23 protein-coding genes and 3 pseudogenes are annotated in these 24,375 nt (G+C 61.6%); 10 read left to right on the forward strand and 16 right to left on the reverse strand.

The features are described from left to right. Positions 1-608: 608 nt before the first annotated feature. The 3 genes and pseudogenes from ABIE41_RS00555 to ABIE41_RS00565 form a co-directional block, all read right to left on the reverse strand. Entirely contained in the window at positions 609-1,544 is a 936-nt protein-coding gene (locus tag ABIE41_RS00555) for a pilus assembly protein (protein WP_354193542.1), read from the reverse strand. A 141-nt stretch (positions 1,545-1,685) separates the two neighbouring features. Next, a pseudogene (locus tag ABIE41_RS00560) lies at positions 1,686-1,883 on the reverse strand (TadE/TadG family type IV pilus assembly protein); the annotation flags it as partial. A 163-nt stretch (positions 1,884-2,046) separates the two neighbouring features. Beyond that, positions 2,047-2,346: a DUF982 domain-containing protein gene (locus ABIE41_RS00565; protein ID WP_192645182.1), complete on the reverse strand. Its 300-nt coding sequence runs from the start codon at positions 2,344-2,346 to the stop codon at positions 2,047-2,049. A gap of 1,040 nt (positions 2,347-3,386) precedes the next feature. Between ABIE41_RS00565 and ABIE41_RS00570 the strand changes: the two genes are divergently transcribed. Continuing rightward, on the forward strand, positions 3,387-3,581 hold the full coding sequence (locus tag ABIE41_RS00570; protein WP_192645181.1) for a transposase: 195 nt from the start codon (positions 3,387-3,389) through the stop codon (positions 3,579-3,581). A 3-nt stretch (positions 3,582-3,584) separates the two neighbouring features. Here ABIE41_RS00570 and ABIE41_RS00575 read toward each other — a convergent pair whose 3' ends face one another. From ABIE41_RS00575 to ABIE41_RS00605, 7 genes are all read right to left on the reverse strand, one after another. Then, entirely contained in the window at positions 3,585-4,214 is a 630-nt protein-coding gene (locus ABIE41_RS00575) for an Abi family protein (RefSeq protein WP_192645180.1), read from the reverse strand. Between the two features lie 157 nt (positions 4,215-4,371). After that, positions 4,372-5,250 (reverse strand): IS1 family transposase, encoded by an 879-nt coding sequence (locus tag ABIE41_RS00580; RefSeq protein WP_192645179.1) that lies wholly within the window; start codon positions 5,248-5,250, stop codon positions 4,372-4,374. Positions 5,251-5,282: 32 nt separating this feature from the next. Next, entirely contained in the window at positions 5,283-6,299 is a 1,017-nt protein-coding gene (locus ABIE41_RS00585) for a P63C domain-containing protein (RefSeq protein WP_192645178.1), read from the reverse strand. A gap of 94 nt (positions 6,300-6,393) precedes the next feature. Beyond that, a complete protein-coding gene (locus tag ABIE41_RS00590) occupies positions 6,394-6,624 on the reverse strand; it encodes an RNA-binding protein (protein WP_192645177.1) in 231 nt (76 codons plus the stop codon). Next, positions 6,617-6,817, reverse strand: coding sequence for a hypothetical protein (locus tag ABIE41_RS00595; RefSeq protein ID WP_192645176.1), 201 nt, complete (start codon positions 6,815-6,817; stop codon positions 6,617-6,619). The genes ABIE41_RS00590 and ABIE41_RS00595 overlap by 8 nt, the downstream gene beginning before the upstream one ends. 321 nt (positions 6,818-7,138) lie before the next feature. After that, on the reverse strand, positions 7,139-7,870 hold the full coding sequence (locus ABIE41_RS00600; RefSeq protein ID WP_192645175.1) for a hypothetical protein: 732 nt from the start codon (positions 7,868-7,870) through the stop codon (positions 7,139-7,141). Further along, the gene (locus ABIE41_RS00605; RefSeq protein WP_192645174.1) at positions 7,846-9,105 is read right to left on the reverse strand and encodes a hypothetical protein; all 1,260 of its coding nucleotides are present in this window, start codon (positions 9,103-9,105) and stop codon (positions 7,846-7,848) included. The genes ABIE41_RS00600 and ABIE41_RS00605 overlap by 25 nt, the downstream gene beginning before the upstream one ends. 810 nt (positions 9,106-9,915) lie before the next feature. Here ABIE41_RS00605 and ABIE41_RS00610 point away from each other — a divergent pair. Both ABIE41_RS00610 and ABIE41_RS00615 read left to right on the forward strand, forming a co-directional pair. Beyond that, entirely contained in the window at positions 9,916-10,554 is a 639-nt protein-coding gene (locus ABIE41_RS00610) for a hypothetical protein (protein WP_192645173.1), read from the forward strand. Between the two features lie 115 nt (positions 10,555-10,669). Beyond that, positions 10,670-11,635: a hypothetical protein gene (locus ABIE41_RS00615; RefSeq protein WP_192645172.1), complete on the forward strand. Its 966-nt coding sequence runs from the start codon at positions 10,670-10,672 to the stop codon at positions 11,633-11,635. 1,179 nt (positions 11,636-12,814) lie between these two features. Here ABIE41_RS00615 and ABIE41_RS00620 read toward each other — a convergent pair. Next, positions 12,815-13,654 carry a hypothetical protein gene (locus tag ABIE41_RS00620; protein WP_192645171.1) on the reverse strand — a complete coding sequence of 280 codons (840 nt, stop codon included), beginning with the start codon at positions 13,652-13,654 and terminating at the stop codon, positions 12,815-12,817. Positions 13,655-13,713: 59 nt separating this feature from the next. Beyond that, positions 13,714-14,469, reverse strand: coding sequence for a hypothetical protein (locus ABIE41_RS00625; RefSeq protein ID WP_192645170.1), 756 nt, complete (start codon positions 14,467-14,469; stop codon positions 13,714-13,716). Positions 14,470-16,247: 1,778 nt separating this feature from the next. On the opposite strand from ABIE41_RS00625, the pseudogene ABIE41_RS00630 reads away from it, so the two are divergent. Beyond that, positions 16,248-17,353 (forward strand): annotated as a pseudogene (locus ABIE41_RS00630) (IS3 family transposase). Positions 17,354-17,636: 283 nt separating this feature from the next. Here the strand turns inward: ABIE41_RS00630 and ABIE41_RS00635 are convergent. The 3 genes from ABIE41_RS00635 to ABIE41_RS00645 all read right to left on the reverse strand — a co-directional run bounded on the left by ABIE41_RS00635 (position 17,637) and on the right by ABIE41_RS00645 (position 18,849). Beyond that, a complete protein-coding gene (locus ABIE41_RS00635; protein WP_192645169.1) occupies positions 17,637-17,858 on the reverse strand; it encodes a hypothetical protein in 222 nt (73 codons plus the stop codon). A gap of 114 nt (positions 17,859-17,972) precedes the next feature. After that, complete coding sequence (locus tag ABIE41_RS00640; RefSeq protein WP_192645168.1) at positions 17,973-18,164, reverse strand: hypothetical protein; 192 nt, start codon at positions 18,162-18,164, stop codon at positions 17,973-17,975. A gap of 265 nt (positions 18,165-18,429) precedes the next feature. Further along, positions 18,430-18,849 (reverse strand): DUF1236 domain-containing protein, encoded by a 420-nt coding sequence (locus tag ABIE41_RS00645; protein WP_192645167.1) that lies wholly within the window; start codon positions 18,847-18,849, stop codon positions 18,430-18,432. Between the two features lie 503 nt (positions 18,850-19,352). Here ABIE41_RS00645 and ABIE41_RS00650 point away from each other — a divergent pair. The 3 genes from ABIE41_RS00650 to ABIE41_RS00660 all read left to right on the forward strand — a co-directional run bounded on the left by ABIE41_RS00650 (position 19,353) and on the right by ABIE41_RS00660 (position 21,136). Next, a complete protein-coding gene (locus tag ABIE41_RS00650; protein WP_192645166.1) occupies positions 19,353-19,643 on the forward strand; it encodes a hypothetical protein in 291 nt (96 codons plus the stop codon). A gap of 769 nt (positions 19,644-20,412) precedes the next feature. Continuing rightward, positions 20,413-20,637 (forward strand): hypothetical protein, encoded by a 225-nt coding sequence (locus ABIE41_RS00655; RefSeq protein WP_192645165.1) that lies wholly within the window; start codon positions 20,413-20,415, stop codon positions 20,635-20,637. 178 nt (positions 20,638-20,815) lie between these two features. Next, positions 20,816-21,136 carry a hypothetical protein gene (locus ABIE41_RS00660; protein WP_192645164.1) on the forward strand — a complete coding sequence of 107 codons (321 nt, stop codon included), beginning with the start codon at positions 20,816-20,818 and terminating at the stop codon, positions 21,134-21,136. A gap of 351 nt (positions 21,137-21,487) precedes the next feature. Here the strand turns inward: ABIE41_RS00660 and ABIE41_RS00665 are convergent, their stop codons facing one another. Continuing rightward, positions 21,488-21,814, reverse strand: coding sequence for a DUF982 domain-containing protein (locus ABIE41_RS00665; protein WP_354191507.1), 327 nt, complete (start codon positions 21,812-21,814; stop codon positions 21,488-21,490). A gap of 205 nt (positions 21,815-22,019) precedes the next feature. On the opposite strand from ABIE41_RS00665, the gene ABIE41_RS00670 reads away from it, so the two are divergent. From ABIE41_RS00670 to ABIE41_RS00685, 3 genes and pseudogenes are all read left to right on the forward strand, one after another. Next, complete coding sequence (locus ABIE41_RS00670; protein ID WP_192645162.1) at positions 22,020-22,292, forward strand: hypothetical protein; 273 nt, start codon at positions 22,020-22,022, stop codon at positions 22,290-22,292. 78 nt (positions 22,293-22,370) lie between these two features. Continuing rightward, positions 22,371-22,763 (forward strand): transposase, encoded by a 393-nt coding sequence (locus ABIE41_RS00675; protein ID WP_465247071.1) that lies wholly within the window; start codon positions 22,371-22,373, stop codon positions 22,761-22,763. 286 nt (positions 22,764-23,049) lie between these two features. Further along, a pseudogene (locus ABIE41_RS00685) lies at positions 23,050-23,995 on the forward strand (transposase); the annotation flags it as partial. Between the last annotated feature and the right edge of the window lie 380 nt (positions 23,996-24,375).

The raw sequence follows: 24,375 nt of genomic DNA on the forward strand, positions 1-24,375 counted from the left end.
TTCTTTTGAAGGTTGGCTAGGAATTCGAGCTTAAACAATATCGCGATCATGTCGCTGATATCGCGGGAGAGAGTAAAGGTTGATGCCCCTCCCGATCATTGACCATATCGTGAGCATATCTATTGAATGCGCTATTAAGATGGTGGTTGTGATACGCCTTTCACCCGGCTTGCGAGATTTTATTGTCGCAACAGGCGCCTGTATTCGCTGACCACGGTATCGAGAAGATTATCACAGTCAAAATCGTTGACGATCTGGCCTTGGGGTAGTGACCTCTCGCGAATGACAGGACATCGATCTAATTCAAATTTGCTGACGGAATATGTGTATCCTCCGCCGACTGGACTCAGAGCGGGACAACAGTGCATTGGCTGCACTTTATGTTGACGGTTCCATCCGGCATGAAGCCATCGATATCACCGGGTCCATTAACGCCGTGCGCCAAATAAAGCTCAAATCCATCCGTCCTTGGTGCCAGCATAAGATTTGCGCAGCTTCTGCTTCCGGGTAAAATCGAAGGCCTGAGGCCTGCCAGTGAGTGCATCCCCCGGCTGAACACCCTGGAGCGGCGCGTTCCACCCCTCGGCAAGCGCGCTGACGCTAGAGCCTCACCGGGCCAGCTGCGCCGCCGTCGAACCCGGGCCGACCCCCTCGGGCACGGGGATGTTGGTCGAGGAATACTTCGCGTTCATCACCATGGTCGGCCCCGCCGAGAGCGTGAACCGCCGTGCCACCACGATGGTATAGGCAGAATCCGCTGCAACCGGCTTGTTGGCGCCGATGTTGAGCTCGCCCTGCGGCAGATAGAGCGTGCCCAGCAGCACCTTCGCGTCGTTGCTGAGGATCTCGTGCTTCTGGTTGAGCGGCGATCCGCGATCCTCATAGATCAGGATGCCGGCCATGGTACCGTCCTTGGGAGCGGTGAGGTCGATCTTCGTGTCGATATCGAAGCGCAGCACAGCGCTCTTACCATTGAAGTAGAGCCCGACATTGGCGCCTTTGAGCGCGGCGCCGCCCGAGACATCGAGAGGGCCATCCTTGAAGGCGTAGATGCCCGGGTTCAGCGTGACCACGGCGCCCTTGCTGATGCGCACGCCGCCGCAATAGGTGCCGGGGCTGAGCGTGGTGCTGGCGGTCACCTTCAGGTCAGTCGCCGCGCAGGCGCCGGTCGAGGGCGGCGGCCGCGAGGCCAACGGGTCGTTGAGGATCGGGCAGTCCAGGGTCGGGCTGGGGACAAAGCTGTCATATTTGTCCTTGTAGCTACCGCCGGCCGAGCAGATGAACCGGGCGCGAAGCTGGGAGTTCTCCTTGGCCTTGAGGCCATCCTTCTTGTTCGAGTTGGAGTAGACGGCGCATTCGGGCGCCTCGAGCTTCGCTTCCTTCTCGAGATAGATCGTCTCGTTCTTCGAGGTCTCGAGGCCGATGACGCAGATCGAGGCCGTGCCCATGACACGCGCGGTCGCGCTCGCGGCGACCGTCACCATGTCATGCCCGAACATGTGCATGATGTTGGTGCGTGCCACCGTCGAAACGTCGACTGTCACCGCGAACTTCTTGAGATCAACGGAGGTCGCAACCGTCGCCGTCTGGTTGACCGCGGCAAGTTGGACCTTCGCAAATTTTTCGGCCGCCGATTGCACGGTCGTCGGAGTTGCGTTTGCAAGGCGGAATTCTCGCGCAGCAGCAAGGGCGGCGGCATCTGCTACCGTCTGAAAAGCGAAGCGCTGATTGGACAAAGTTCCGTAATCGATGACGATGCCGACGCCCATCACCAAAACAGGTAGGGCGACGCAAAAGAGCACCAACGCCGATCCGCGTTGATCTCGGTATAGACCCGGCAGTCGCCATGGCCCGAGCAGCTTGGTGACGACGATGACGCCCATCCCACAGTCCTCACCTTTCTGGTGTTAAGTGCGAGACAGTCGATCACATCTCTCAATAATAGATTAAATCCCAGGATCTGCAGCCGTAGATTTCGGCCCTCTCAGTAATTTTGTTGTCGGTGGCATCTTTTAGCGGCTCGTTCTGCGGCCATTGAGTCGCGTCTTAAGGGGTTCGCCGGCCGCTAACAGGGGTACTGCTTACAAAGGCTGCTGCATCCAGCGCGAGTACTCCGTTACGCTCTGCCCATGAAGCCACGAGCCCTCTGGCCGTTTCAGCTTCGATGTCACCTTGCATCACAGCGAGACACGCTTTGATCGCTATCTCATGCGCGGCGTCGCGGTGCCGGATGGGGCAGTCGGACAGATACATGTAAGCTTCCGATGCTGACGAGATAGCGGTCGGCACTCCCGATACGGCAAACACGGTCACGGGACGCTCGAATTGATCAGATGCTGGTGCCATTTCCAGGTCCTCCAGGACGTGCGGGCCAATTGCCGCTGCTGCGCCTTCAGGACATCTAGGAAGAGGCTGTCCTGCTCTTCAAGGTTGGCCGATGCGCGGGCCCTAAGCGAGGTGGCGCGCGGGATGCAGCGACACGACGTTTAGTGACGAGCGGTCGCGTCGTCGTACTGGCGTCTCTGCTCCATAGGAACGATTAGCCCCGCCGGCCGTTCGCGACTCCAGTCGAGATTGGAGTTGCGTCATGTGTGCCCAGCGGATGTTGCGGTCCAGACTATCGGACGAGGTCGTTCAAAGCTCAGCAGCTCAGCAACTGGATGAGCGCCAGGAGGCCCTAGACCTCGACGTAAAAACGACGAGCGCGGAGCGGATGATCTGCCGCCTCGCCCATGAGAATGCACAGCTGGTCGCACGACTGGCACGGGCGGGATTACCACGGCCGTTGAAGACCCGATCGATGGTGCACGGGGCGCGGGACATGGTCGAAACAGCAAGCCGGATCCGATTGCAGAACTGGCCGCCAGCTTCGCAAAACAGGTTGTGCATCTGTCGTCGATCCAGACGGATCATCCAGACGGCGACGACGCCGCCAAGGTCAACGCCAGCATCGAGATGATCGCTGAGGACGCCGATGCCCCCCTTGGAGAGACAGGTGGCGTTTCGAATTAAGTCTGCAAAAACAGTCGCTGGTTGGATCGTTGCTTTCTAAGAGGCAACGGACCAACCAGCCGCTATTTGGCTTAAGGCAAGAATACCGTAGCTAATTTCTTTATGATCAACGGTTTTCATTGCAGCTTGTGATTGGTGATTTCTACCCAAGACAACGGACAAGTGCCAGCCTTTTATGTGGCGCGGCAGCGGGGTTGTGCGCGCTGAAATGTAAACTCTGATAGTTCAGCGCGATGTAGGCTTTATAGCGAGAGGTAACTCATACTGGCCGTAAGCCTACGCCGTAGGCCGCCTTGTTGAGAAGGATTTCGACGTCCAGCTTTTCGCGTTCGTAATCCGGCACCAGTGCCGGCAGCGGTGCTGGAGAGCTTTTCATGGACGATGAGACCTATGTCCGGCGCCGCCGCTGGAGCGCGGAGGAGAAGTGCGCGGTCGTGACCGAGGCGCTGTCGAGCGGGAACGTCATCGCGACGGCGAAGCGGCATGGCATTCAAGCGCAGCAAATCTACCGATGGCGCGAGCGGCTCGATGAACGGCACAGTGCCACAGCGGGTAGTGTCTCAGTTTGAAATTCAGGGCTTCGCGCGCACGAGCGTTGGCAGATCACAATGTGGTCGCACCCATTGAGCCGTCGCCGGGCAAATCCAGCTCAAAAGCTTGAGCAGGTCGCTATGCTGTTTCATCGCGTCGAGCTTAATGAGTGGCTCATGATGCGATATGCGGTTGCGCAACCCGGCGATTTCGCCGCACCGCCTAAACAACGATTCTCTGTTTTCTGCCGTAGGCAGATGCGGAAACGTTGCGCGCAGCCTGGCGCCCCATATCGGGGGGTTATATCGTCGGTGCAGCATGCCGACCCAAAAGCCAAACGAGAGGCCAGCGACAATTTGGTCCGTCTCTAACCGGATGCCTTTTCGGACGAGCCGGGACTTCACCGTTTCGAGGTCGCGCTCTCGCTCTCGATCTGCTAGATTCAGATACCGAGTTTCGCGCCACCACTCCGCGCCAAATTCCGACACAAGCGCATGATTTACTCGATTTCTTAAAGCGACTTCGGCCGCTTGAATTGGAATATGGAACGAAGCACCGATTTTCGCGTTCCATATATACAGCGCTACTGCACGCGTCCGGTTGTGGCCGGCAGCTTGCAAATAGGTCTCAAAGCGGCGCTGTGACATTGTGTCGATAACGGGCTGAGGCATTCGATTAATCGCCCGTTGACAATTTGAACGGCAAGATGCATCTCATTCTGGTGAGCCGAAATTCGTCACTGCTTGCACACGGTTTCGGACAGAAAGAACCCCGCGACAGCCGCAAGGTCCTCGCGGGGTTTCGCTTTTTTGTAACAATAAGTTGCGCTCATACAAGAGCGCCCTTCTTGTAAGGCCCGCGCTTTTTGGTCGGCGTGTCTGCATCCATCAGCTCAACAATGTCGGTCCAGCTCAACAGCGTGTGCGAGAGGTTTGCGGCCATCGCAGGCGTGACGCGAAGCGTCTTGTGGATGCGCAGGAAATTGTAATGCACGGCGTAGATCGCGACCATGTGCGCGTGGTTCTCGAATTTCTTTGAGAACGCATTCGTCAGGCGAGTGAACCGTCGCATGCTCATGCGCATCGTGAGGTTCTGGCGCTCGGCATAGGACGTGCTGTTGTGCTTGGGGTCGGGCTTGCCCTCGATCGGCTTCTTGATGATGCCGGTGCAGTCGGCCGGGCTGTAGCGGCCCTTGGCGCTCTCTGGGGCCGCCCCATAGACCTTGATCAGCATCGCGTAATCGACATCGGCACCGAACGCGCCCTCAACAGCCTCCAGATAGGCCTTGTGGCCGTCTGACGTGAGCTGCACGCGGTTGGCGAGGCGCGACGCCACATCGTCCATGAACCAGCTTGCGCACTCGCCATCGCGACCGCCGACGAAGTGCGAAACGATCAGCTTCGTGTCGGCGTCGATCGCGGTCCAAGTCCAAGCGTCGCCAGCGCCGTCCATCGGGGCCTTCATCGCGCCGACGTTCTTCTGCTTCGCGCCGACGAAGGACCAGATCTCGTCAACCTGGACCCGCTTAGCCTTTACGCCGCGAACCTTGGCGTCATGGAAGCCAGCGCAGAAGCGTCCCGCATCCACCAGCAGCTTCGACACCGTATTGATCGACACATCCGCAAGGCGCGAGATCGACCGCATGGACGAACCCTCGCAGAGCATGGCGAGGATCTGGGCGCGCTGGGCAACGGAGAGCTTGTTCATGCCGAGTATGATATGAACTTTCATGCTTAGCGTCAAGCATCATGGTCAATCTGGTCGAACAGGTCGCCTGTAATCCCGAGCGGGATAGATTCAGGGAAAGCGCGATAGAATGCGCGCTCGAACGCGCTTTTGTCGGTAGCGCCGGCAGCGATACCGACCACCTGCCAAAGGTGTCCCTTCAACGCAGGCATCCCAATCTCATCAGATAGAAACTGGAACATTTTATAGCGCCGGCCGCCATTGGCGTAGACAACAGGGTTCTTGGCGTCGAGATCCTCCAAGATCGCGCCCTGGCTATTGGCCAAGGGCGCGTACACATACTTGCGGATAAATTTGCTAAAGAACCGGGGATGCTTGAACGACTTTGGGTCTTTCCGCTTCAAGCCATAGAGGCGGTAGAGGGAGTCAAAAAAACGCTCGGGGAACTCAGCTTCATAAGCGCGACATTCCTCGCGGATAAACTGCGCCCATAGCTCGCGGTACTCCTCTCGCCTCTTATCTGCGATGAAGCCGGTAGCCTCATCGATTAATCCAATAATACCAATCTTGGCAGCTGATCTTACAATGAATTCCGCTTGTATTCCTAGGAAATTCTGAGAGGGAGTTAGCTTCTTTTGCTTGTATGCATCAATAATAGCATCGCATACTTCTATAAACACCTCGGCGGCGAACCCGTGGGCGGGATCCCCGATTAAGGGCTTGAATTCAATAGGGTTTGCGATTTTTTGCTTGAGTTCATCGCTAATTACGGATCCCAAGCCTTTACTTGTGATCGTCTTCATAAAGGCGTTGCCGCCCTCAGATTTCAGCCCCAGGGCCCGCGCCATCCCGCGCTTGTGGATCAACCTGCGCCGGTCGGAGAGTACATAAACGTCAATGACGACCTCGCCGATCGACAGAGACCCTTGGCTAACAGCTTTTGGCATGCCATCCGGCTCAGCCTTCTGGTGGCGCGCCAACGCCGCGTTGCGTGCGATCTCACTTCTGGCAACAGGCGAAAGCCGCTGCGCCCGCGCTTTCCCGCCAAGGCTCTGTGGAGTGTCATTCATGGAGAATCACCCATCTGCTTGCTGATGGGCCGACAATGGCATGCTTGCTAACCTGCTGCAAGCAGGGGCGGTCCAGCTCGTGCAGTTCTGCTTGCTACTTCGCCCACCGTTTCGCCGCCGCCGCCTTGGCAATCTCGGCGCGTCGTTCCGGGCTCATGCTCTCGGCGCGCTTGCGCCCGCCCTTCGCGCCTAACGCCTGAGCAGCCTTGTCCTTGCCGTCGTCGGGCGTGGTGTCGTCAACTTCGCCTGTCGCGATCTGCATGATGCGAACCGCGTTACCGATCACGTCGGCGGGGCGCTTTTCGCCATTGGGGCCTTTAGGCATTGTCATCTTCCTTGAAGGCTTCTTCGAGGATTTGCTTGTGTGCGAGCGACAAATAGTGGTCACGCTCTGCATCGGTCGCGTGATCCAGATTGGCGCTCTCGTCGGTGCCAGGCTCGGCAAAGGCGAAATCCCAGCGCCGGCCAGGGTGGGCTTTCTCGAAAATCTGGCGGGCTAGTTTGGTCGCGACATCCAAGGCCTTATCTCCCCATGCTTGCCGGTTAGCATAGCATGGGATTCGGCCATCGTGTGGCGGGCGTCAATCGCCCTGAATTTCAAACTGAGACACTACCCGGCGGGCCCGGCGCACAATGCCCGGGCCGCGCCGGCCGCGCCATCCCGACACGCGCAAGCGACCTTGTCATTTCGCGCGGTCCGGTCCGGCGCTGGCATTTCAGCCCCAGTCGAGCCAGTTTCCGCCGTCCCGACCGCCGGATAAGTTCCGGGTGGATTGTGTTGCCTCGTGCCCCGCAGCAAGGTCTGCTTCCCAGCAACGAGCTAATGTCGGTAGGTGGCGCTAAGCGCGCCGCATGTTTTGAAGGTAGTGGTCGATGGTATCCACCGAGACAGAGACAACAGCAGGCTGATCGTAGAAGTCGAATTGGCTCACGCCGTCGAGCCAGAGCTCGTGCTTGTCGCCAGGCACCTTCGTGACGAACTGCCGCGCCCCGGCTGGCAGCGCCGCCGCCTCGCTCTTGACCATCAGGAAAGGCTGCGAAAGCTTCGGCGCGTACTTCATTGGGTCGAAGGTCAGCCAGCTCTCCCAGAATCCTGGATCGACTTCGTTGCGCCAAGCCGGGATCAGGCCGCGGCTCGTCTCGGTGTAGTAGGGCACGTCAAACATGATGGCGGTTCGGTCGGTCCGACTCGCGGCCGGCACGAAAGTCTGACGAGCCGTCGCCTTGAAGCTCGCGTCGGCCTTGCGGCCGGCCTGGATTAGCCCGGCGACCGCGTCCTTCCCGCCGTGCAGCCATCGGCGGACCTTCATCTCTGGGCCCGTGTCGCGGCGCTTGTTCGCGCGCATGACGTTGCGGGTGGCGTCTGATACGGCGGGCTGGATATCGATGTTTGCGTCGGTCATGGCGGCCACCGTCGGTTGTCCCTCGTCCTGCGTCGACCCGTTTTCTGGGTAGCGCGAGGAGAAGGGGGCGCCTGCCCTTGAGGCGTCCGGGCGGGCATGGGAGCTGGGATTGACCTGACGGGCAAGAAGCTCGCGTGCCGAAATCAGCCCCTTCGCCAGAATTGCCATATAGGACGGCTCTGCTTGGCCGTGATCGCGGTCTCGAGTCCAGCGAGCCGGACTTGCATCTCTCTGAACGCGTCTGTTTGCCGGTCGATTTTCTCAGCCAGCCGCTCGAGGCCGTCGGCGTTGCGCTTCAGCAGCCCGAGCACGGTCGGCGCGTTCTCGAGCCTCGCCTCCCATTCTGCTCTTTGGGCGGCATGCCTCGCGGTCTCTTCGGCATACCCCGAGAGCACGCGCATGAAGCGTCGGAAGGCCTCGACGATGTCGTCTTCGCGGTCGCTCGCGCGCATGTCGAAGGCGACCGCGACGGCCTGCGCGAGGGTCACGTAGGGAGCCTCATGGCGGCCGTCGTCGTTGGGCGCGTAGGAGTAGTGACCGTAGAGCTCCTCCCTCGTCCATTTGGGTGCGACTTTGAAGGCGGTCCCATGTCTCTCCAGGCACCTGTAGTAGACGTCATAGAGGTCCTTCTCGATGACCGTCGCGAGCGTCGAGTAGCGCATGCGCAGCTGGCCCGTCTCGTCCGTTATGAACGCTTCCGGAGGCGGGGCGATCTTCGCCATTCGGGCGTCATGGGCCATGCTGTCGGCGGTGCGGGCGTCGTCGCGCTTGTCGATGCTGCGCAGGTACGGCGAGACCTGATCGCGCGGGCCGAGCTCCCTTTGGCGGATGGCAGGCCGCTTTTCAGCTGGGATCGCCCTGACGTCGGCCGGCTTTGGTTGGGCCTCGATCATCGCGCCGTCGGCGTAGACCAGCCGACCCTCCCTGAGCGCCCTGATCAGGTCGACCAGCACCTTCCGGAACGCGACCCCCTTGGGCGTGCGCGACTGCATGGTCAGGATCATCAGCTGGTCGGCGTTGAGCCAGTAGGCCTTGATCGGTATCTCGGCGCCGTTGCCGCCGATGGCGAACACTCCATTTACTAACTTGAGTGTTCCAAAGGCCTGCAATTCAAGGGAATTTTCCTCGATCGTATAGTGGATGTTATAGCCGATCCTGCCGATTGAGTCGGCGTAGGACCGGTCGAGGAAATGGATCTGGCCGTCGATCATCGTTGCCGTCATGCCGGCGTGCTCGAAGGTCTCATGACCCTTGATGACGATCTTCGTCGGCTCCTTGGCCGCTCGCTCCTTGGGCACCTTGGGGACGAGCGTCAGGCGCGGCTTCTTGGGCGGCGTCTTGTCGTCGGGCTCTTTGGCCATGGTCGGTCCTCCGGGAGCGGCGCGCATGGCGCGAATCAGCATGTCAAGCGCATTTTGCCCGTCACGGCGGGCGGCGGCGAATCCTGTCGGGATCGCCGCAAAGTCCGCCGGATACGGCGTTTACGGGCCCACCGGGCCCTGGAATGACGGGGCTCCGAGGAGGTTTCGCCTCCGACCTGCCCCGTCGATCCACTTGGCTCTCGACAACCTGCCACCGCCCTGTCAGGGTGGTGCGGCTCGGAACGAGACGCGCGGGATTGAGGTCGCCAGACCGTCTCGAGAGCACCGATCGGCGGCCGCGAAGCGCCCCGATCCGCCGTCTGCAGGACCCCTCGGAGAGCACGGGGAAGACAAGCGGGAGCGCGGCTTCCGACAAAAGATACGGGCCACCGTAACTTTTGTATGTCGTGCCCTAACTCCCCTCCTCTGACAGGCTATAAGCGTTGTAGCTCTCCACCCTTCTAGCCTGTCTTGTAAGTCCTTGAAAATGCTCGTTGTAGAGCCCTGATCCTATCCTTTTCAGGACGTCTGGAGGGCCCTCTTCCTCAGGCTCGTGGTAGAGCCCCCGGACAGCGTGAAACCGCTGATCGTAGGCCTTCAATGGCCTGTAGTCGGCATACAGCCTGTGGTAGGTAGCTCGTTGATCCCTGTATGCCGGAATCCTGGCGAATTCGACAGTGGTCCCCTTTGTAGGTCTGCCCTGATATTGTTTGCGGCCTACAAGCGCTCCCGAAGGCTGCACAGACTCAGGAGAGGCGCTTTTATCGGAAGACGACAATTTCTTTTGTCGCCGGTCTACGGGCCCGTGTAGGGCTGCTATACTCCGGGACGAGAATCAAACCGGAGGCATCGATGATCGCCGAATTCAAGCTTGTGAAGGATGCGCGCGATCGCCGGCGTGCGGCGTGTCTCGTCGCGCTTGAGCAGAAGACGGGCAAGATCAGGCCCGACGTCTTCGACTATGCGGCGTCCCTCATGGGCGATCACGCCGATCGGCGCAAGGCGCGTGAGACGGGGCTCGTCCCGAAGGGTGCGGAAGTCGACGTGATCGCGGACCAGGTGGCCGACGCGATCTGGGAGGTCTTCCTCCTCGTCGGCCGGACCGACGTCTTCCAGAGGCAGGTCGAGGAGACGTTGCGAAAGCGGGTCGCCCACTGGGGCGCGGGCGACGGCAAGGATGGGTCCGATGCCGAGTCCGGGGCCGAGTTGGACGATGAGGACGGCGAGGCCGAGGCAGCGAAGCCGAAGTCCGCGGTTTCGGGCGCGGTGCTGGAGCGTCAGATCACGTCGTCGGCGAAGCTGATGGGCGCGATCATGAACCAGCAGTGCGCCTACATCGGCTTCAACCGCTTCCTCGAGCGTCTGCATCTGGCCTATGCGGAGCAGACGGAGCCGAGCTTGACGGCTCCGCTTCCCCTGAAGGCGACGGGCAAGCAGCGCGCCATGATCCTGGCGGCCGTCAAGTACGATCTCGCGCAGCAGGGCCTCTGACGCCGTGTCCGCGCATGAGCTCTCGAAGGAAAGCCTGCGCCGGCGGGTGCTTCGGGCGAAGCTTGGTCTTCCGGCCCTTCCTGGTGCGAAGCCCGTTCCGGAGCAGGTCCTCGCGATGGCGAGGTTCGAGCCTCATGAGGTGATCGAGCTGCTTGGAGTCTTCGACCCGAAGGGGAAGGAGCAACCCATCCCCCGGATGCTCCCCGTCGACGTGGCGCTCGGCCGGCTCGGCATGCCGATCGTGCGGGCCCGTCCCGATGGGACGGCGGAGCGTTTGAGGAAGGAGTTCCCGAAGGCCTGGGCCGCTAGGGCGAAGGCCGATCGCGCGATTGCGCTGCACGTCGCGAGGACGTACGTCGAGGTCCCGGAGGGCTGGTTTCCCGATCGCGAGCGCCTCGCGATGGCGGACGTCGTCGGGCCTGAGGCCAACGCGGCCGGCGTGGTCGACCTGCCCCCGGGCTCGCGCGAGTTCCTCGCGGACCGCGTGGCCGAGGTCCGCTTCGACCTGCTGCCCGATGGCTTGAGGCTGGCGACCTACCAGATGTGGCATCGCCGGCGCCTCGCCGGCCTCGTCCCGTTCGCGTGCGACGGGCTGATCTTCGGGGCCTGGGACGACGCCTTCAACGCCTATGACGTCCCGGCCCGCTGCTTCCGGGGGGCGGGCGTTTACACCCTGGCCTGGCGGACGATGCTGGTGCGGGACGTCGTGCTGTCGCATGCGTGCGACGACGACCCGGACTGCCCGGGCAAGGTCGTGTGCCGGGAGGGGCCTTTCGCGGCCTTCTTCGCGAGCATCTTCGGCTCGACGATCATCGGCCCCGACGACGTCGAGTGGCCGAGCTGCGGCGAGGGCCTCGCCCGCTGCTACCGGGAGCTGGCCGATCGGCCCGGCCCGGTCTGGGCGGCGGGCGCGATCCGGGAGCGGCCGGAGGCCTGGCTCGACCTCTCCCGGTCCGGCTTGGCCTACCCGTCACGGCCTCCGACGGAGGAGGAGCTGGCCAAGTACGGCGCCGACTACGTCCCGGGCGGCCGTGTCCTCCGGGACGTCCCGGCCTGGACCGGGCGCTTCGTCTCGGCCTGAGGCCGGGATCCTCCTTCGGATCGCTCCCCGCGCGCCGGCCCTCGGGCCGGCGCCTTGCGTTCGGGGACCCTTGGGGGAGTGGCTTGCCTCTCTGGGACGGGTCCCTCCCTGGCGTCAGCCTCTATGGTGGGAGGGGCTTCTCGTCCCTGTCGGCCCTCATGGGACGACGCCCCTTGGTCCGCTTGGAATGGCGGGAGCATTGCGACTGCTGCGGGCCTGGGGGCCGGAGCTCCTCCGTTTCGGCTGACGCGAAACAGTCGTCGCTGTCTTCCCGTGGTCGGCGTCCCATGAGGGGAGGCGCGAGGAAGGCAGCGGGCTTGGCCGGTGCCCTGGTCGAACGGCGTTCGGACGGGAACTCCATGGCGCCTTGGCTTGCCATGGAAGAAGCCGGCACCCGGAGGGGCCGGCTTCTTCGTTGGCCTGCGCCCGCATGGTGCGGCCCCCGCATCCGCGCCGGCGGCCGGGTCTCCGGCCTCGCGCGCCACGGGGCGACCCACGGACGACCCGGGCCGGCTGGCCCAGGCCGACGGGCCCCATCGCGCCGCCCTCCCCAGCCCCGACGGCTTGTCGAGGGGACGGTGCCCGTGAGGGCATCGTCTCCTGGCGCGCGTTGCGCCATGGGGAGCGGTGGCTCTTCCCCGTGGGGTTGTGCCCGCGGGTCCGATGGGACCTCTGCCCTCCCGGCCAGCCCCGACGTCTTGTCGGGGGGACGGCCTCCTGTCGGAAGGCCGTCTCTTGGCGAGCGCTACGCCATGGCGGGCGAGGGCTTCGGTCTCGTCCTTTCCCCGGGGGTTCTTCCCGAGGTCCGGCGAAGGACCTCTTCCCTCTGAGGGCGGGGCCCTGGTGCCGCTGCGGGCCGTTCCGGCCCGCCACCCGAGTGGAACGGCAGATCCCCGCCGATCGCGAAGCTGTGCCCTTCCTTGGAATACGCCGCTTGGGAAGATCACCCCCGCCCGAGTTGAGCCTTTTGCTCGGGAGGCCCGCAAGGGCCGGGGCTCGTCCGTTTCGTCTGATGCGAAACAGTCTTCGCCGATCATCCGGGTCGGGGGCGCTGAAGGGATGGCGTTCGGCAAGACGAGAGCCTCCGTTTCGGCCTAGCGGCGGAGCATTCGCCGCTGGCAGCGTCTCTCCTTTGAAGAGGGAGACTTACGGCTGCAGCGCCGGCCGGAACCCTGGGAGTTAGGGTGCTGCCGTATTGCTCGGCATCGAGCCGACGGCCGCCCGCCAGCCACCAGACGCGCGGAGACGATCCGCCACGATGCCGTAGCCTTCCCGGTCCAGCCAGGTAAGCAGGAGCTGAGGAGGCTGGGGAGGCTCCGTTAGGCAGATGGTTCTGATGGTTGCGCTTGAAGGCAGCATCACCTTGCACGTGGGTCCGGGGAAAGGGTGGAATCGAGGCAGCCCCGTTCCAGGCCCGAACGGGATGCTCGTCCGCAGGCTGACGAACCGTAGCGCGTCGCACAGCGCCGCATTCTCGAATGAATGCCGAACCTCTCGGCCATTCCGGCTGACGAGCAGGCATGCGCCCACATCTTCTAACCCGTCACTGCCGGCGTGGCAGTACCAGAAGCCGACGCGCATTGGGCAAAGATCGCGCGCAGCATCGCGACAGGCCGGGTCTGTCAACGCAGCGCTCGCCACCAGCGCGAGCAGGTCTTGGTCAGGCAGGCCTGCACACCGGGCACCTTTCTGCCCCTTGATCGTGTCAGGCACATCGAAGCGGATGCGCCAGCCCTCCGCCGCCGACGACGTCTGGACGTTCGAGGCGCTGACCTTGAGGTCGAGCGCTGAAAGTGACGCCGTTACGCCCTGCGTCTGGCAGAGTGCTTGGACGGCGAGCTCGTAGATATCACAGCAGAGAATCTCAGCCTTGGCGGCCGTCTCGGCTTTTCCGTTCCACTGGAACAGTGGCCTGCTGTATTCGCCGTATAGCGTTACACGGAAGCCCTTCAGCTTCGGCGGCCTCGCGGCGCGTTCATTGGCGGGTGTATGCGCGCGCGTGATGGACTTTATGGTCATCGTCGGTCCCTCGTCGAGGTGAAAGTACGGCGGGGCTTTCGCCCCGCCGCTGGCCGCTCTCAGGCGGCGACGGGCGCGCGGTGGGGAGTGAAATCTCGCTGCGTCATCTGGAGGCCGACGGCGAGCGCGATGAAGCTGGCTTGGAGCGCACGGACCGATGGCGGGTCACCGAGGGCGTCAGGATCAGCACCCTTCAGTGGCGCCAGAAGCTGATGCCTGACGAAGGCGGCATCTTGGAGTAGCCCCGGGGCCTGCACGCGCTCAGGCATCGGGCTCACGATGACGCGTTGGTACCAGGCGGCGACCCGCGGGAACTCTCGCTCGAAGGCTTCGCTCGAGATCGCGACGATCGCGTCCGCATCTTGCCGGCTCCCGACCACGCCGACCTCGAACTCATGGACGTGATCGAGCATCCCGGCCTCAGGGAAGGCGATTCCGAGAAGAGCGAAGACCTTGGCTCGGGTCTCGCAGGAAGGGTCGACCAGCATCGCGGCGGCCAGGTCTGCGCCGATCAGCATCGTCGCCCCTTTGGTCGCCTCCCCAAACTCGTGGCTGAGATGAGCGCCACGGCGTGCCTCCAGAGCCTCTGCGAGCGCCCCAAGGCGCTTCCATGCACGGCCGAGATAGCGGCCGGCATTCGACTTCGCGCCGAAGGTGCGCAGGTAGAGCTGTCGCGCGACGGCGCCGGTAGGCGCGCGATCGATGAGATCGCTGAGCGCGTCGGCGACGCGGGGAGCGTCGTCGAAGCTGACATGGCCGAAGCAGTTGTTCACGGACTTTGAGAGTGTGATGTACATCATGCGATCCTCATTCATCAGGGGTTTTCTGCAATTTCTTGCAAAAGAAATTCTCTTCTGAATCCTGAGCACGCACCGCGCAGCGGTGCGCAGGAAAATTCGCCAATTTTTAAACAAATTAATCGCATTTCACCGCGGAAAACGCTCGATTACGCATGATAAACACCTGAAAGACCGACGTTTTCAGGCGAATAATGTAAATTCGATGTCGGCTAACATCAGCTAAAGCCTTTTTAGAGCTAAGAACACGTCCTTAACTCCGCACTGCTAAAAGGCAATGCATGACCGCTGCTGCACCACAGGCCGTTCGCAAAGGCCGCCCTCGGATTGTCCTGGCGCAAGCTTGCCCCCAGAAGCCAACGCCAAACTTTCCGGAGGTTCATGGATGGCATCTCAAAGACGCAGAAGCGAAGTATCTCGAGCGAAAGACGCGCGAGCTCGCCTTCACGAACATGCGCAACGACTTCCCGTATCGACCTGCGCGCCGACACGGTGAGCCAGACCAGCGAGACATCTTTTATCCGGACATCCAGTCTTACCGCCGCATGGAGCTGTGCAGGCGCGGAAGCGCCGCAGTGGACAGATTATGGGCATTGGCTGACAGCCACTGTTACTATCATCTCGTCTTGAACGTCAGGTCTACCCGCTGTCGATTGCATCACGCCCGGCGCCTCCAGGATGTACGTCGCTACATTTGGTGGCGGATTTCGAAGGTCGTGACAGGCCACGTCAGGTCTCTCCATCTCGATGCTTCGCGATACCCGCATTGGGATCACGTCCTCGCGCTCCCCATCTCGCGCGAATCGGAATTCAACGACGTCATCAGGGAGCTCAACAGGCAGATTCATGGGACCGATGGCCCGGGTGACGTCCGCATCTGGATGAAGCGGATCTTGCGCAGGCGCCGACACATCGAGAGGACGGTCGATTACTGCCTCAGAACGCGGCGCTACGACCGTGATCCGACGCATGAATGGTTTGAAGAGAGTTTCCGTGCGGATGCGTATGGTGGGCATCTCGGCATTTCCCGCCGCCGCCTTGTTAGGTTCAAACGGACTACCCCAGAAAGACTGGATCCAGAACCCTCCGCCTCAATTCCGCCGCCAAAGAGCCCAGGCAGGCCGCCGAAGTCGGCGGGCCCGGCGTATCGGCAGCGAAGGCGCTCAAAGGCTTACACGCCCTCGCGCGAGTCGGTCACTCACTGAAGATGTCGAGCACCGGACACCCAATTCTTCTTGGATAGACTTCATGTCTCACACCAGGTCCTACAGTGCAGCCTTGGTAGCGGGCGTGCGGCACTCGGGATGACATAATAGACATGCGCTCTGATCAACCAGCAGGATCTCGTCCTGCGAACCCGGAGCCGGTCGATCTCTGTGCCTTGGCGTGTCATGTTCCGCAATCTCGTTAAGGTAGTGGCTGATTCATCGATCAAGATTGCGCGCGCGCAAAGCCGGTTTCGACCGCAGGTTCGAGAGACGTCACGAATTCGCCCGCCCAACGGCGGGAAGTCCAGCGGGTCGAAAATCAGGGAATGGTCGGGAGAGCTAGGCATCGCTGACGTGTCCCGCGTCGAAAAGATCCCATGGACGGGATTGCAGCCCAGGCTCCGGCATCGCCATCTATCGGGCGAGCAACGCTCCGCGGTCGAGGATGTCAGCGAGCGCTTCTGTGCTTGCCTCGGTGTGGGCTTTAAAGACGACGTAGACAACTTCTGACCTGCCTCCGGTTTCCTGGACCGTTCAAAGCTGGAAAATTCCAGTTTAGCAGCACGGGCTGCGGACGGAGTTTTCGGCATGAAGAAGTCGAAGTTCACGGAGGCGCAGATCGCCTTCATCCTGCGCCAGGCTGAGGAAGGGACGCCGGTTCCGGAGGTCTGCCGAAAGGCAGGAATCAGCGACGCGACCTTCTACAATTGGCGCAAGAAGTACGCCGGGTTGATGCCCTCGGAGATGAAGCGGCTGCGTCAGCTCGAGGAAGAGAACGCCCGGCTGAAGCGGATCGTGGCGGACCTGTCGCTCGAAAAGGAGATGCTGCAGGACGTCATCAAGCAAAAGCTCTAAGGCCTGCCCGCAAGCGGTCGATGGTCGATCATGTGCGCGCAGTCTGGCAGGTGAGCATCCGTCGTGCTTGCCGCGCTCTGCCAGTCGAGCGCTCGACTTATCACTAACGCTCCCGACGGAAAGGGCAGGCCGGCCTCATCAAACGGATCAAGGAGATCGCCGAAACGCGCATGCGTTACGGCTATCGCCGGATTCATGTGCTGCTCAAGCGGGAGGGCTGGAATGTCAATTCGAAGCGGATCTACAGACTTTACGAGGAGTTGGGCCTCCAGCTCTGGAAAAAGACGCTCAAGCGCAGGGTCAAGGCGAAGCTGCGCAACGATCGTCGTCCGGCTACGCGGACTAATGAGATCTGGGCCATGGACTTCGTCCACGACCAACTCGCCACCGGCCGCAAGCTGCGGGTTCTGACCATCGTCGACACCTTCAGCCGGCTCTCGCCGGGGCTGGACGTTCGCTTCAACTTCCGCGGCGCCGACGTCGTCGAGGTGCTGGAGCAGGGCGGTGCGGCCCACGGTTTCCCGGCCATTATGCGGGTCGACCAAGGTACCGAGTTCGTCAGTCGCGACATCGACCTGTGGGCCTATCAGCGCGGCGTCACCCTCGACTTCTCCCGCCCGGGCAAGCCAACGGACAATGCCTTCATCGAGTCGTTCAACGGGAAGTTCCGGACCGAATGCCTCAACGCTCACTGGTTCATGAGCCTGCCCGATGCCCGATGCCCGGTAGAAAGCGGAGCTTGGCGAAGGGAGTACAACGAGCTACGACCTCATAGCGCGATCGGGAACAAGACCCCGATATCGCTCGTCAATCGGCCACCGGCATGCAGCCCGCGGTGACCGTTTACCCCCTGGAAGCGGCCAGCAGGCCGGTCCAACATCGGGGGCAGGCTCATACCCCGGACGATTCCAGCTCGCGCTGGCCCAAAATCGGGGAGCACGTCACGCGGACATCAAGGTCCGGCTCATCAACGAGAAGTACGAGAAGCTCTAGCGCATCGCGCCGAGCTCTCCTGCGCGGGCTCAACCACAACACCGGAGGAGTCAGGGTCCAGGCAACCTGAGCCCCGACAGAAAGACCGCCGTGCTGATGGACTGGTCAGGAAGCGCGCCACAATGGCGCTCAACCGCCTTGGACGATGATAGCGTCATCAAGGTGAGCCAGCCGGTTTGGAGAATTTTGTCGAAGCCAATCGACAATCCAGCGTCCCACAGCAGTGTGAAGCTCGATGGCAGAGGTGCGATGGTGCGTCATCCACATCTCGCAGGTGATGTAATCTTGGAGGAAATCTGCTTTGCGGCGCTCGGCAGCGGTCGCCGGCATGATGAACATTGCGATCGACACGAATGCGAGCCATCGGCTCACGATGGATCTACCACCACACGTCATCTGTTTGTCCGTCAGAGGCACTACGGCCCATGTTATGGCAAGGCATCAGCGCGAGCGCATCCTCGTCACTCACTGAAGCCTTTGGCCCTCGGCGGGCCGGGTAGCACGCAAAAACTGAGAGTAATCCTTTGTCGCTTGCATCAAGGCGACCATCTCCGAAAACTCTTCAGATTCCCGATCAGCCTCTATCAACTCCGTGATCCGGTCCAATGCAGCGTCGAATTCAATGTCATCTCGAATGATCGGTTTCGACTGTGCCATTTGGACGCTCGCCAAGGATTGGTTTGGAGATGATGCGAAGCGATTGTTAATGGGAGCCTAAGTCAGCCAGTCGCTCTCTATCCGGCGGCATGCGTCGAAATGAGCCAGCCTTTTGCACGGGCATGGTGACCAGATATGAGTACTGACTCACGGAAAAGTGGGCTATCGGTATCCGGCTTGCCAAGGCTGACTAACATTCTCGTCAGCCTTGGCGGTAATCTGTTCAGCGCGTCATTTCAGAAGTCGATCGACGCGCAGCCCGAACTCAATCGAGAACCTGCACAATGCGGCCGGTAGCGGGGTCAACCAGCACGGTGCGATTGTTGACGACGGTGTAACGGTATTCCGTCCGGCCGTACTCGCTTGGCACTTCGTAATACGTCACGCCCTGTCGAGGTAAGGTACCGCCGACCACGACCGGCTCGGAATAGGTGTACGACGGTCGGCGCTGAGTGACGACGTACTCGCGAAACTTTGGCGTGTTATCGCCGATGATACCACCGACGATTGCGCCACCGACGCCCCCTACCACCGCTCCCACGGGGCCGCCGACGACCGCGCCACCGACTGCGCCTGTCAGCGCACCACTTGCAGCGCCGCCTTGAGCACCCTGCGGGTTTTGCTGGGCGTAAGCGGTTGCGGGAAGAGCTGCGAGGACCGTCAGAATAGCAAATGCTTTGATCATGGACGTCTCCTCCACAAAACCGTGCTGGGAGAATTCCGAGCATACGGCAATTGGATAATCCAACCAAGCTCGAATAGCGATGAACGTTGTCGGATATTTCCGCTCATCTAACGTTAATGTCCATTTTTTTCAAGCGACGGAATCAAATTCAATATTCAGCGTAATCTACATGGCATTAATTCTATTATTATCCATGACGCATCCTAGTGCTAATGGGTGGGTGACCCTATGCGTGCCAAACAGATAGGGATTAAAAGGCGGCAGGCGCCGCTGCTATCGCAGTTGGCAGCGGGGTGCCTCGACCAGCGGTTAAGCAGCGTTGCCAGCCCAGTTAGAAGCTGCCAGGGCGACATTACTGCCGTTGCGAGAATCCATCGGCGGTCGAAGCCGGTCGCTAAATCGCAATCGCGCCATAACATGAACGGGATCGAACTATTCGGTTCATCCGCAGTTGGTGCGTGCCTCGGCATTGCTGAGGCCTTCAAAACCAACGGGAGACGTCCATGCGACACTTTCTGATAGCTACACTCGTCGCCATCGGCGCTGCAGTGACGGCGCCTGCAATGGCGGCGCCGTCACTGGTCGGCGTCAATGCCCTCACCACGACAGCAGCTTCGACCGAGGCGGCCGGGGTCGAACAGGCGCAGTATCGCGTCCGAGACGAGCGCCGCCGTTACGGTCGCTCCTATGGGCCGCGCGGCTATGCCTATGGCCGTCGCTATGGTGGCCCGCCGCCGCATGCACGGGCTTATGGCCGTCGTGGGTACGATCGGGGTTATGGCCCTCGCTTTTGATCTGATTACAGGCTCGCAAGTCGTCGTTAGGGCCGCCGCACAGAAGAATGCGGCGGCCTTTTTTCCGAGGCTCGCGTACTGCTTGGCGGATGGCGCTAGGCAGTTTGCCGCGTTGAACATCCAAGTGCGCTGTTACACCTTGCGAAGGCCCGCTTCATCGCCCCCGATATGCGGGCCGGCCGTCAGCGGAATGGAGCAATCCGGCCCGCTGGCGGCTTCGGTCTTCTTTCAGTGTGGCGCTGGTTAGGAGAGTACGAGATACACGGCGAGGAGCATCGCGATGGTCCCGCCGACAACCATAAGCGTTCGAGAGCCTTGGCTGGGGCTGTATGCTGGCTTAATCACCTGAGGCTTCCGGCGTCCGAACTCTCGTTCAGCTTGTGCCGCCGGCGTAGGTTGTTTTGAGGTCGTAGGCATAGTGCAGAGATAAAGTCACCCCTGAACTATGACAAAAGGCGGCTATGCGGTTCTTGCCGACATGGTTAACCGAATAATCTCACGGTTGCGGCCATGGTGCTTGAACGCGCGTGATTGCTGCAGCACATTGGTACGGCCCGCTTGATCTCATGAAGGTCGCGGGCCGGCCGTCAGCGGGTGGGCGGGGCCATTCCGCTGGCGGCCGTCGATCTTCGGCTGGCTTTACTCCCTGCGTGCCTGCAGCGACGCTGGGAGAGCCACAAAGCGGGATTGGACGTAGTTTCGCGCCTCATTTTTCACTGAATTTTTATCGGGTGCATCTGATCGTCGGGCCTCAACAATGAGGTCCCCAATGACGTCCAACCTGTCTGAAAAAGCATTTCAGTTTGCCGTTAGCGCCCCGTGCAGCACGGTGAAACAAAAGTTTTTGGTCGATGGGAGTTCGGAGCCAATTGCTGAGCGACGCCTGCGCCGCGAACTGCCGGCGAACGCGACGGTTGATTTCCAAAGAGCTGCCAATAGCGACGACATCAGGCGCACGAATCTGATGGCGGGCGGTATGGTGAGGCTGTCCTAGGCTTTAGCAGTTTGCTCTCGCTGCGAGTGGGCCCTGGCTACGCCATTCAAGGCGCAGGCCTGATGGAAGCCGTGGAACGGAACCGCCACCGGTCTCGCCAGGGCCCTCGAGCCGCGCATGATCCCGTCCAAGCGGCTATTTGGCCGCCTTAGCCGGCCGCCTGCGCCGGCTCGCGCCCGTGCTGCGCTCCAACAGGCTCGATGTCGATTTCGACCGCAAGGGAAGGGCAGACCCGCACCATTGCCATTACGAAACGGGCAGCCTAACCGCGCTTGCCCCGAATACCTCGTCTGCCCTGTCCGTCTCGTCCGCCGTTATCACCTCGGCGGACAGTGCGGACAGGGCGGACAGTTTGATCTCGACAAGGTTGCAGTTGACGGCGCTGGGCGATCACCTCGACAGCCGGATCGGCGCGGCCGGCCGCAGCAAACTCACGATCCGGGACGCGCTGATGCTGTTTTCCAGCGCGAGGTCGCGCGTCGCGACCAGCGCCGCGTAGACATGTCCTTGGGTGTGGCGGTTTCCCATTCGTGCGGGACCTCAGCGGATTGGACTTTGGGGCCAGCCTTCTCTCGACGAGGCGCAGATACGTGAGATCGCGACGGGTCGCCTTATCGCAAATGACGAGGCGGTGCTACTCCTAGGCTCGCGTGGCTTCCTCAGCATCGGCGCAATGCCAGTCACCGTTTCGGCCAGCGACTCGGATACACGCGTGACGAGTGCCACGACGTACATGCCGTCACCACATGCACGAGTCATCAGCTCATGCCCGAGCACACCGATCCTTGATCTCGTCTGTGCAGCGGACGATAAAGCTGGCGCCGCCGTAACGGGCCGCGGCGGCCTTTTGTTAGGCGACGCCGTGGGAGCCATTCCGCCCGTTCGGAACGAACGCTGCTACGTCGGGCGCCAGAATACCGTTCCTCTCCGCCCAGGACGCAAATAGTCCTCTAGCCGTGTCGGTCGCAATCTCCCCACTAACGGTGGCGAGGCACGCGTTGGCCGTCACTTTGTGGATCGCGTCCTGCCGAGACGGCGGAAAGTCCACCAGGAACATGTAAGCCTCCATCGCTGTGGAGATAGCGGTGGGATGACCGAAGGCGGTCAGGACCACGACGGGTCGCTGGAACTCGTCGGAAGGCAGCACTGCCATAACCATTCCTCCTCGAAGCAACATAGGTCTGGATCCGCGCCGTAAGAATACAGCGGAGATCGATGATCTAGGCGCTGGTCACCGTGTCCTTCAAGGCTCGGAACGGTCTATATTGTCGGCTGGTTGGCGAGGGCGGCATTCGTCCGCGACATTCCGGGCAGCCACGAGGGCAAAAGCCGCCCGCCGGGCATCCGCAAACCCGGTGCACCCATGCTCTTGCGGCCGGCCGATGGTCCCCGACCTGAACCCGATCGAGCAGCGCTTCGCCAAGCTCATTCACCGAATGCGCAACGCGCAGGTCCGAAATTTCGAAGACACACGGCGAAAGCTTGGGGACATGCTCCATCTCGTCTCACCAGACAAAAGCGCAAGCTACATCGCCAACGCAGGACATGGTTCCGTGCAGATGAGCATATGCAAGAGACTGCAAACCGGCCATTTAAAGGCCGCCTTGTTCTTCCTCCAGCTTGTCTTCATCGTTCGGGCGCTGCGGAGGTGTTGAGTCGATACCGTTGAAAAAGTCGCTGTTGCTGGGGGCATGAAGTCCTGATTCAGTTGTCCTTGGTCGGAGGGCGGCACGATGATGGGCGAACGGCGAGTGGTGCAGGAGGCGCTGTTTTACGAGTTCAGCCTGGAGCGGCACGTCCCGGCCGATCATTGGGTGCGAGCCATCGATCGGTTCGTCGATCTCTCGAAGATCCGCGCGCATCTGCGTCCGTTCTACAGCGAGATGGGGCGGCCCTCGATCGATCCGGAGCTGATGATCCGGATGCTGCTCATCGGCTATTGCTTCGGCACCGCTCGGAGCGGCGCCTCTACGAGGAAATGCATCTCAACCTGGCCTATCGCTGGTTTCTTTAGGCGGGCATGTGTCAACTCCGTTTTTGAGGATGCGGGGATCGGGAGCGCCCGGACGAGTTCAGGCTTCTTTGCGTGCTCGACGCTGGCTACGTCGGCGGACAGGATGGGTTGAGAAGGATTGAACGGCCTAGCTCTGCCTCGCGATCAGACCGGCGAATGCCGTGCCATCGCAACCAGCGATACGTGCTCGTCCGACCCTCGCACCCTCCCAGGCGCTCTTCTCCGCCGCGGCGACGAACTGTGAAGGTCGATCGCTACATGGATCTCACCACTACGCGGCGGCCGACCCGGGCGTCGTTGACCAACGGAACTCGGTACCGTCGGTCCACATGCGATGCATGATCACGGCAAGCCGGCGTGCGAGAGCAACCTTCGCGACCTTAACGCTGCCTCGATTTGGCTTCGCGGTCGATGCCAGCCTGATCAAGGCCTACGCCAACAAGCAACGCTCGGCCGAAGCCTCCGAGCCGGTCGATGGGGACCATCTCGCCCGGCGCTTGGTGCGCGAGTATCTCGACACCCTCGACGAGGCCACCTGGGGCGCAGCCAGCGAGGCCAGGCCGAAGTTCGTCTCCCGGTCTGATCCGGCGGCATTGGACCGGAGCCCTGAAGGGCCATGCCTTCTTCGCTTACGCCACTAACTATCTGATCGACCTCGATCACGCCGTCATCGTCGATGTCGAGGCCAGCCGGGCCATCCGGCAGGCCGAGGTCGGCTCGGCTCGAACCATGCTTGACCGGACGCAGGAGCGCTTCGGCCTCTGGCCGGCCCGGCTCGCCGGCGATAGCGCCTACGGCTCGGCCGAGAACCTCGCTTGGCTCGTGCACGAGCGCGGGATCGAACCGCATATCCCGGTCTTCGACAAATCCCAGCGCAGCGACGGCACCTTCAGCCGCTCCGACTTCGCCTATGACCACGCCCACGATCTCTACACCTGCCCGGGCGGGAAGGAGCTGAGGCAGCGCCAGAGGGTCTATCGAACCGAGCACCCGCTCGTTGATGAGAACGGCCTGATGCGCTACCACGCCAGCAAATTTGCCTGCGACGCCTGCTCGCTGAAGCCGCAGTACTGCGCCGGCCCGCAAAATCCTGCGCTCGATCCACGGGGCGCGCTCGACATGGCCAGGGACATCGCGCAGACCGACGCCTATGTCCTCTCGCGGCAAGAGCGGAAGAAGGTCGAGATGCACTTCGCCCATCTCAAGCGCATCCTGAAACTCGATCGCCTGCGCCTACGCGGACCGAACGGCGCCAGAGACGAGTTCCACCTCGCCGCGGCAGCCCAGAACCTCAGGAAACTCGGCAGGCTCCCGCCGAACCGACCGCAGTTCAGGCCTGCATGAGAGGGCGAGGATCAATCGGCCAAATCCGCCACCCCGCGGCTGCGCTACAATGGCCCAATTTTTCAACGGCATCGGCCATGAGCCGACTTCGAGGCCGTGCCTAGAGCCAGACGTTTCACGGCCCCCCGATAGCGTTTACAGCCCCGCCCAAGCCCGATCGTCAGGCTGTGTGCTGCTTCTTTGCGAACGAAAGAACCCGCTCCGGCCGTGATGGCTGACCTAGCAACATGCCGTTTGCTTGGAACCAGGCAATTTCGTCCGAGAGCGTCTCCTCGATGGGGCGGAACGTGACGCCAAGTTCCGCCATCGACTTCGCGGGTCGAAGCGCGATCGCTCGCGTTCCTGCATCATCAAATTCACGGAAGCCCAGGACAGGAGGG

It is taken from the genome of Bosea sp. OAE506 (assembly GCF_040546595.1).
In the GTDB taxonomy this organism is placed as follows: Bacteria; Pseudomonadota; Alphaproteobacteria; order Rhizobiales; family Beijerinckiaceae; genus Allobosea.

Bases quoted from the DNA above. Each gene is read 5' to 3' on its own strand.
- ABIE41_RS00615 (WP_192645172.1), top strand. From the start codon at position 10,670: ATGGCGAGGTTCGAGCCTCATGAGGTGATCGAGCTGCTTGGAGTCTTC.
- ABIE41_RS00670 (WP_192645162.1), top strand. From the start codon at position 22,020: ATGGTCCCCGACCTGAACCCGATCGAGCAGCGCTTCGCCAAGCTCATT.
- ABIE41_RS00585 (WP_192645178.1), bottom strand. From the start codon at position 6,299: ATGAATGACACTCCACAGAGCCTTGGCGGGAAAGCGCGGGCGCAGCGG.
- ABIE41_RS00565 (WP_192645182.1), bottom strand. From the start codon at position 2,346: ATGGCACCAGCATCTGATCAATTCGAGCGTCCCGTGACCGTGTTTGCC.
- ABIE41_RS00625 (WP_192645170.1), bottom strand. From the start codon at position 14,469: ATGAATGAGGATCGCATGATGTACATCACACTCTCAAAGTCCGTGAAC.
- ABIE41_RS00610 (WP_192645173.1), top strand. From the start codon at position 9,916: ATGATCGCCGAATTCAAGCTTGTGAAGGATGCGCGCGATCGCCGGCGT.
- ABIE41_RS00605 (WP_192645174.1), bottom strand. From the start codon at position 9,105: ATGCTGATTCGCGCCATGCGCGCCGCTCCCGGAGGACCGACCATGGCC.
- ABIE41_RS00645 (WP_192645167.1), bottom strand. From the start codon at position 18,849: ATGATCAAAGCATTTGCTATTCTGACGGTCCTCGCAGCTCTTCCCGCA.
- ABIE41_RS00600 (WP_192645175.1), bottom strand. From the start codon at position 7,870: ATGGCAATTCTGGCGAAGGGGCTGATTTCGGCACGCGAGCTTCTTGCC.
- ABIE41_RS00575 (WP_192645180.1), bottom strand. From the start codon at position 4,214: ATGCCTCAGCCCGTTATCGACACAATGTCACAGCGCCGCTTTGAGACC.
- ABIE41_RS00640 (WP_192645168.1), bottom strand. From the start codon at position 18,164: ATGGCACAGTCGAAACCGATCATTCGAGATGACATTGAATTCGACGCT.
- ABIE41_RS00620 (WP_192645171.1), bottom strand. From the start codon at position 13,654: ATGACCATAAAGTCCATCACGCGCGCGCATACACCCGCCAATGAACGC.
- ABIE41_RS00675 (WP_465247071.1), top strand. From the start codon at position 22,371: ATGATGGGCGAACGGCGAGTGGTGCAGGAGGCGCTGTTTTACGAGTTC.
- ABIE41_RS00665 (WP_354191507.1), bottom strand. From the start codon at position 21,814: ATGTTGCTTCGAGGAGGAATGGTTATGGCAGTGCTGCCTTCCGACGAG.
- ABIE41_RS00570 (WP_192645181.1), top strand. From the start codon at position 3,387: ATGGACGATGAGACCTATGTCCGGCGCCGCCGCTGGAGCGCGGAGGAG.
- ABIE41_RS00650 (WP_192645166.1), top strand. From the start codon at position 19,353: ATGCGACACTTTCTGATAGCTACACTCGTCGCCATCGGCGCTGCAGTG.
- ABIE41_RS00655 (WP_192645165.1), top strand. From the start codon at position 20,413: ATGACGTCCAACCTGTCTGAAAAAGCATTTCAGTTTGCCGTTAGCGCC.
- ABIE41_RS00590 (WP_192645177.1), bottom strand. From the start codon at position 6,624: ATGCCTAAAGGCCCCAATGGCGAAAAGCGCCCCGCCGACGTGATCGGT.
- ABIE41_RS00580 (WP_192645179.1), bottom strand. From the start codon at position 5,250: ATGAACAAGCTCTCCGTTGCCCAGCGCGCCCAGATCCTCGCCATGCTC.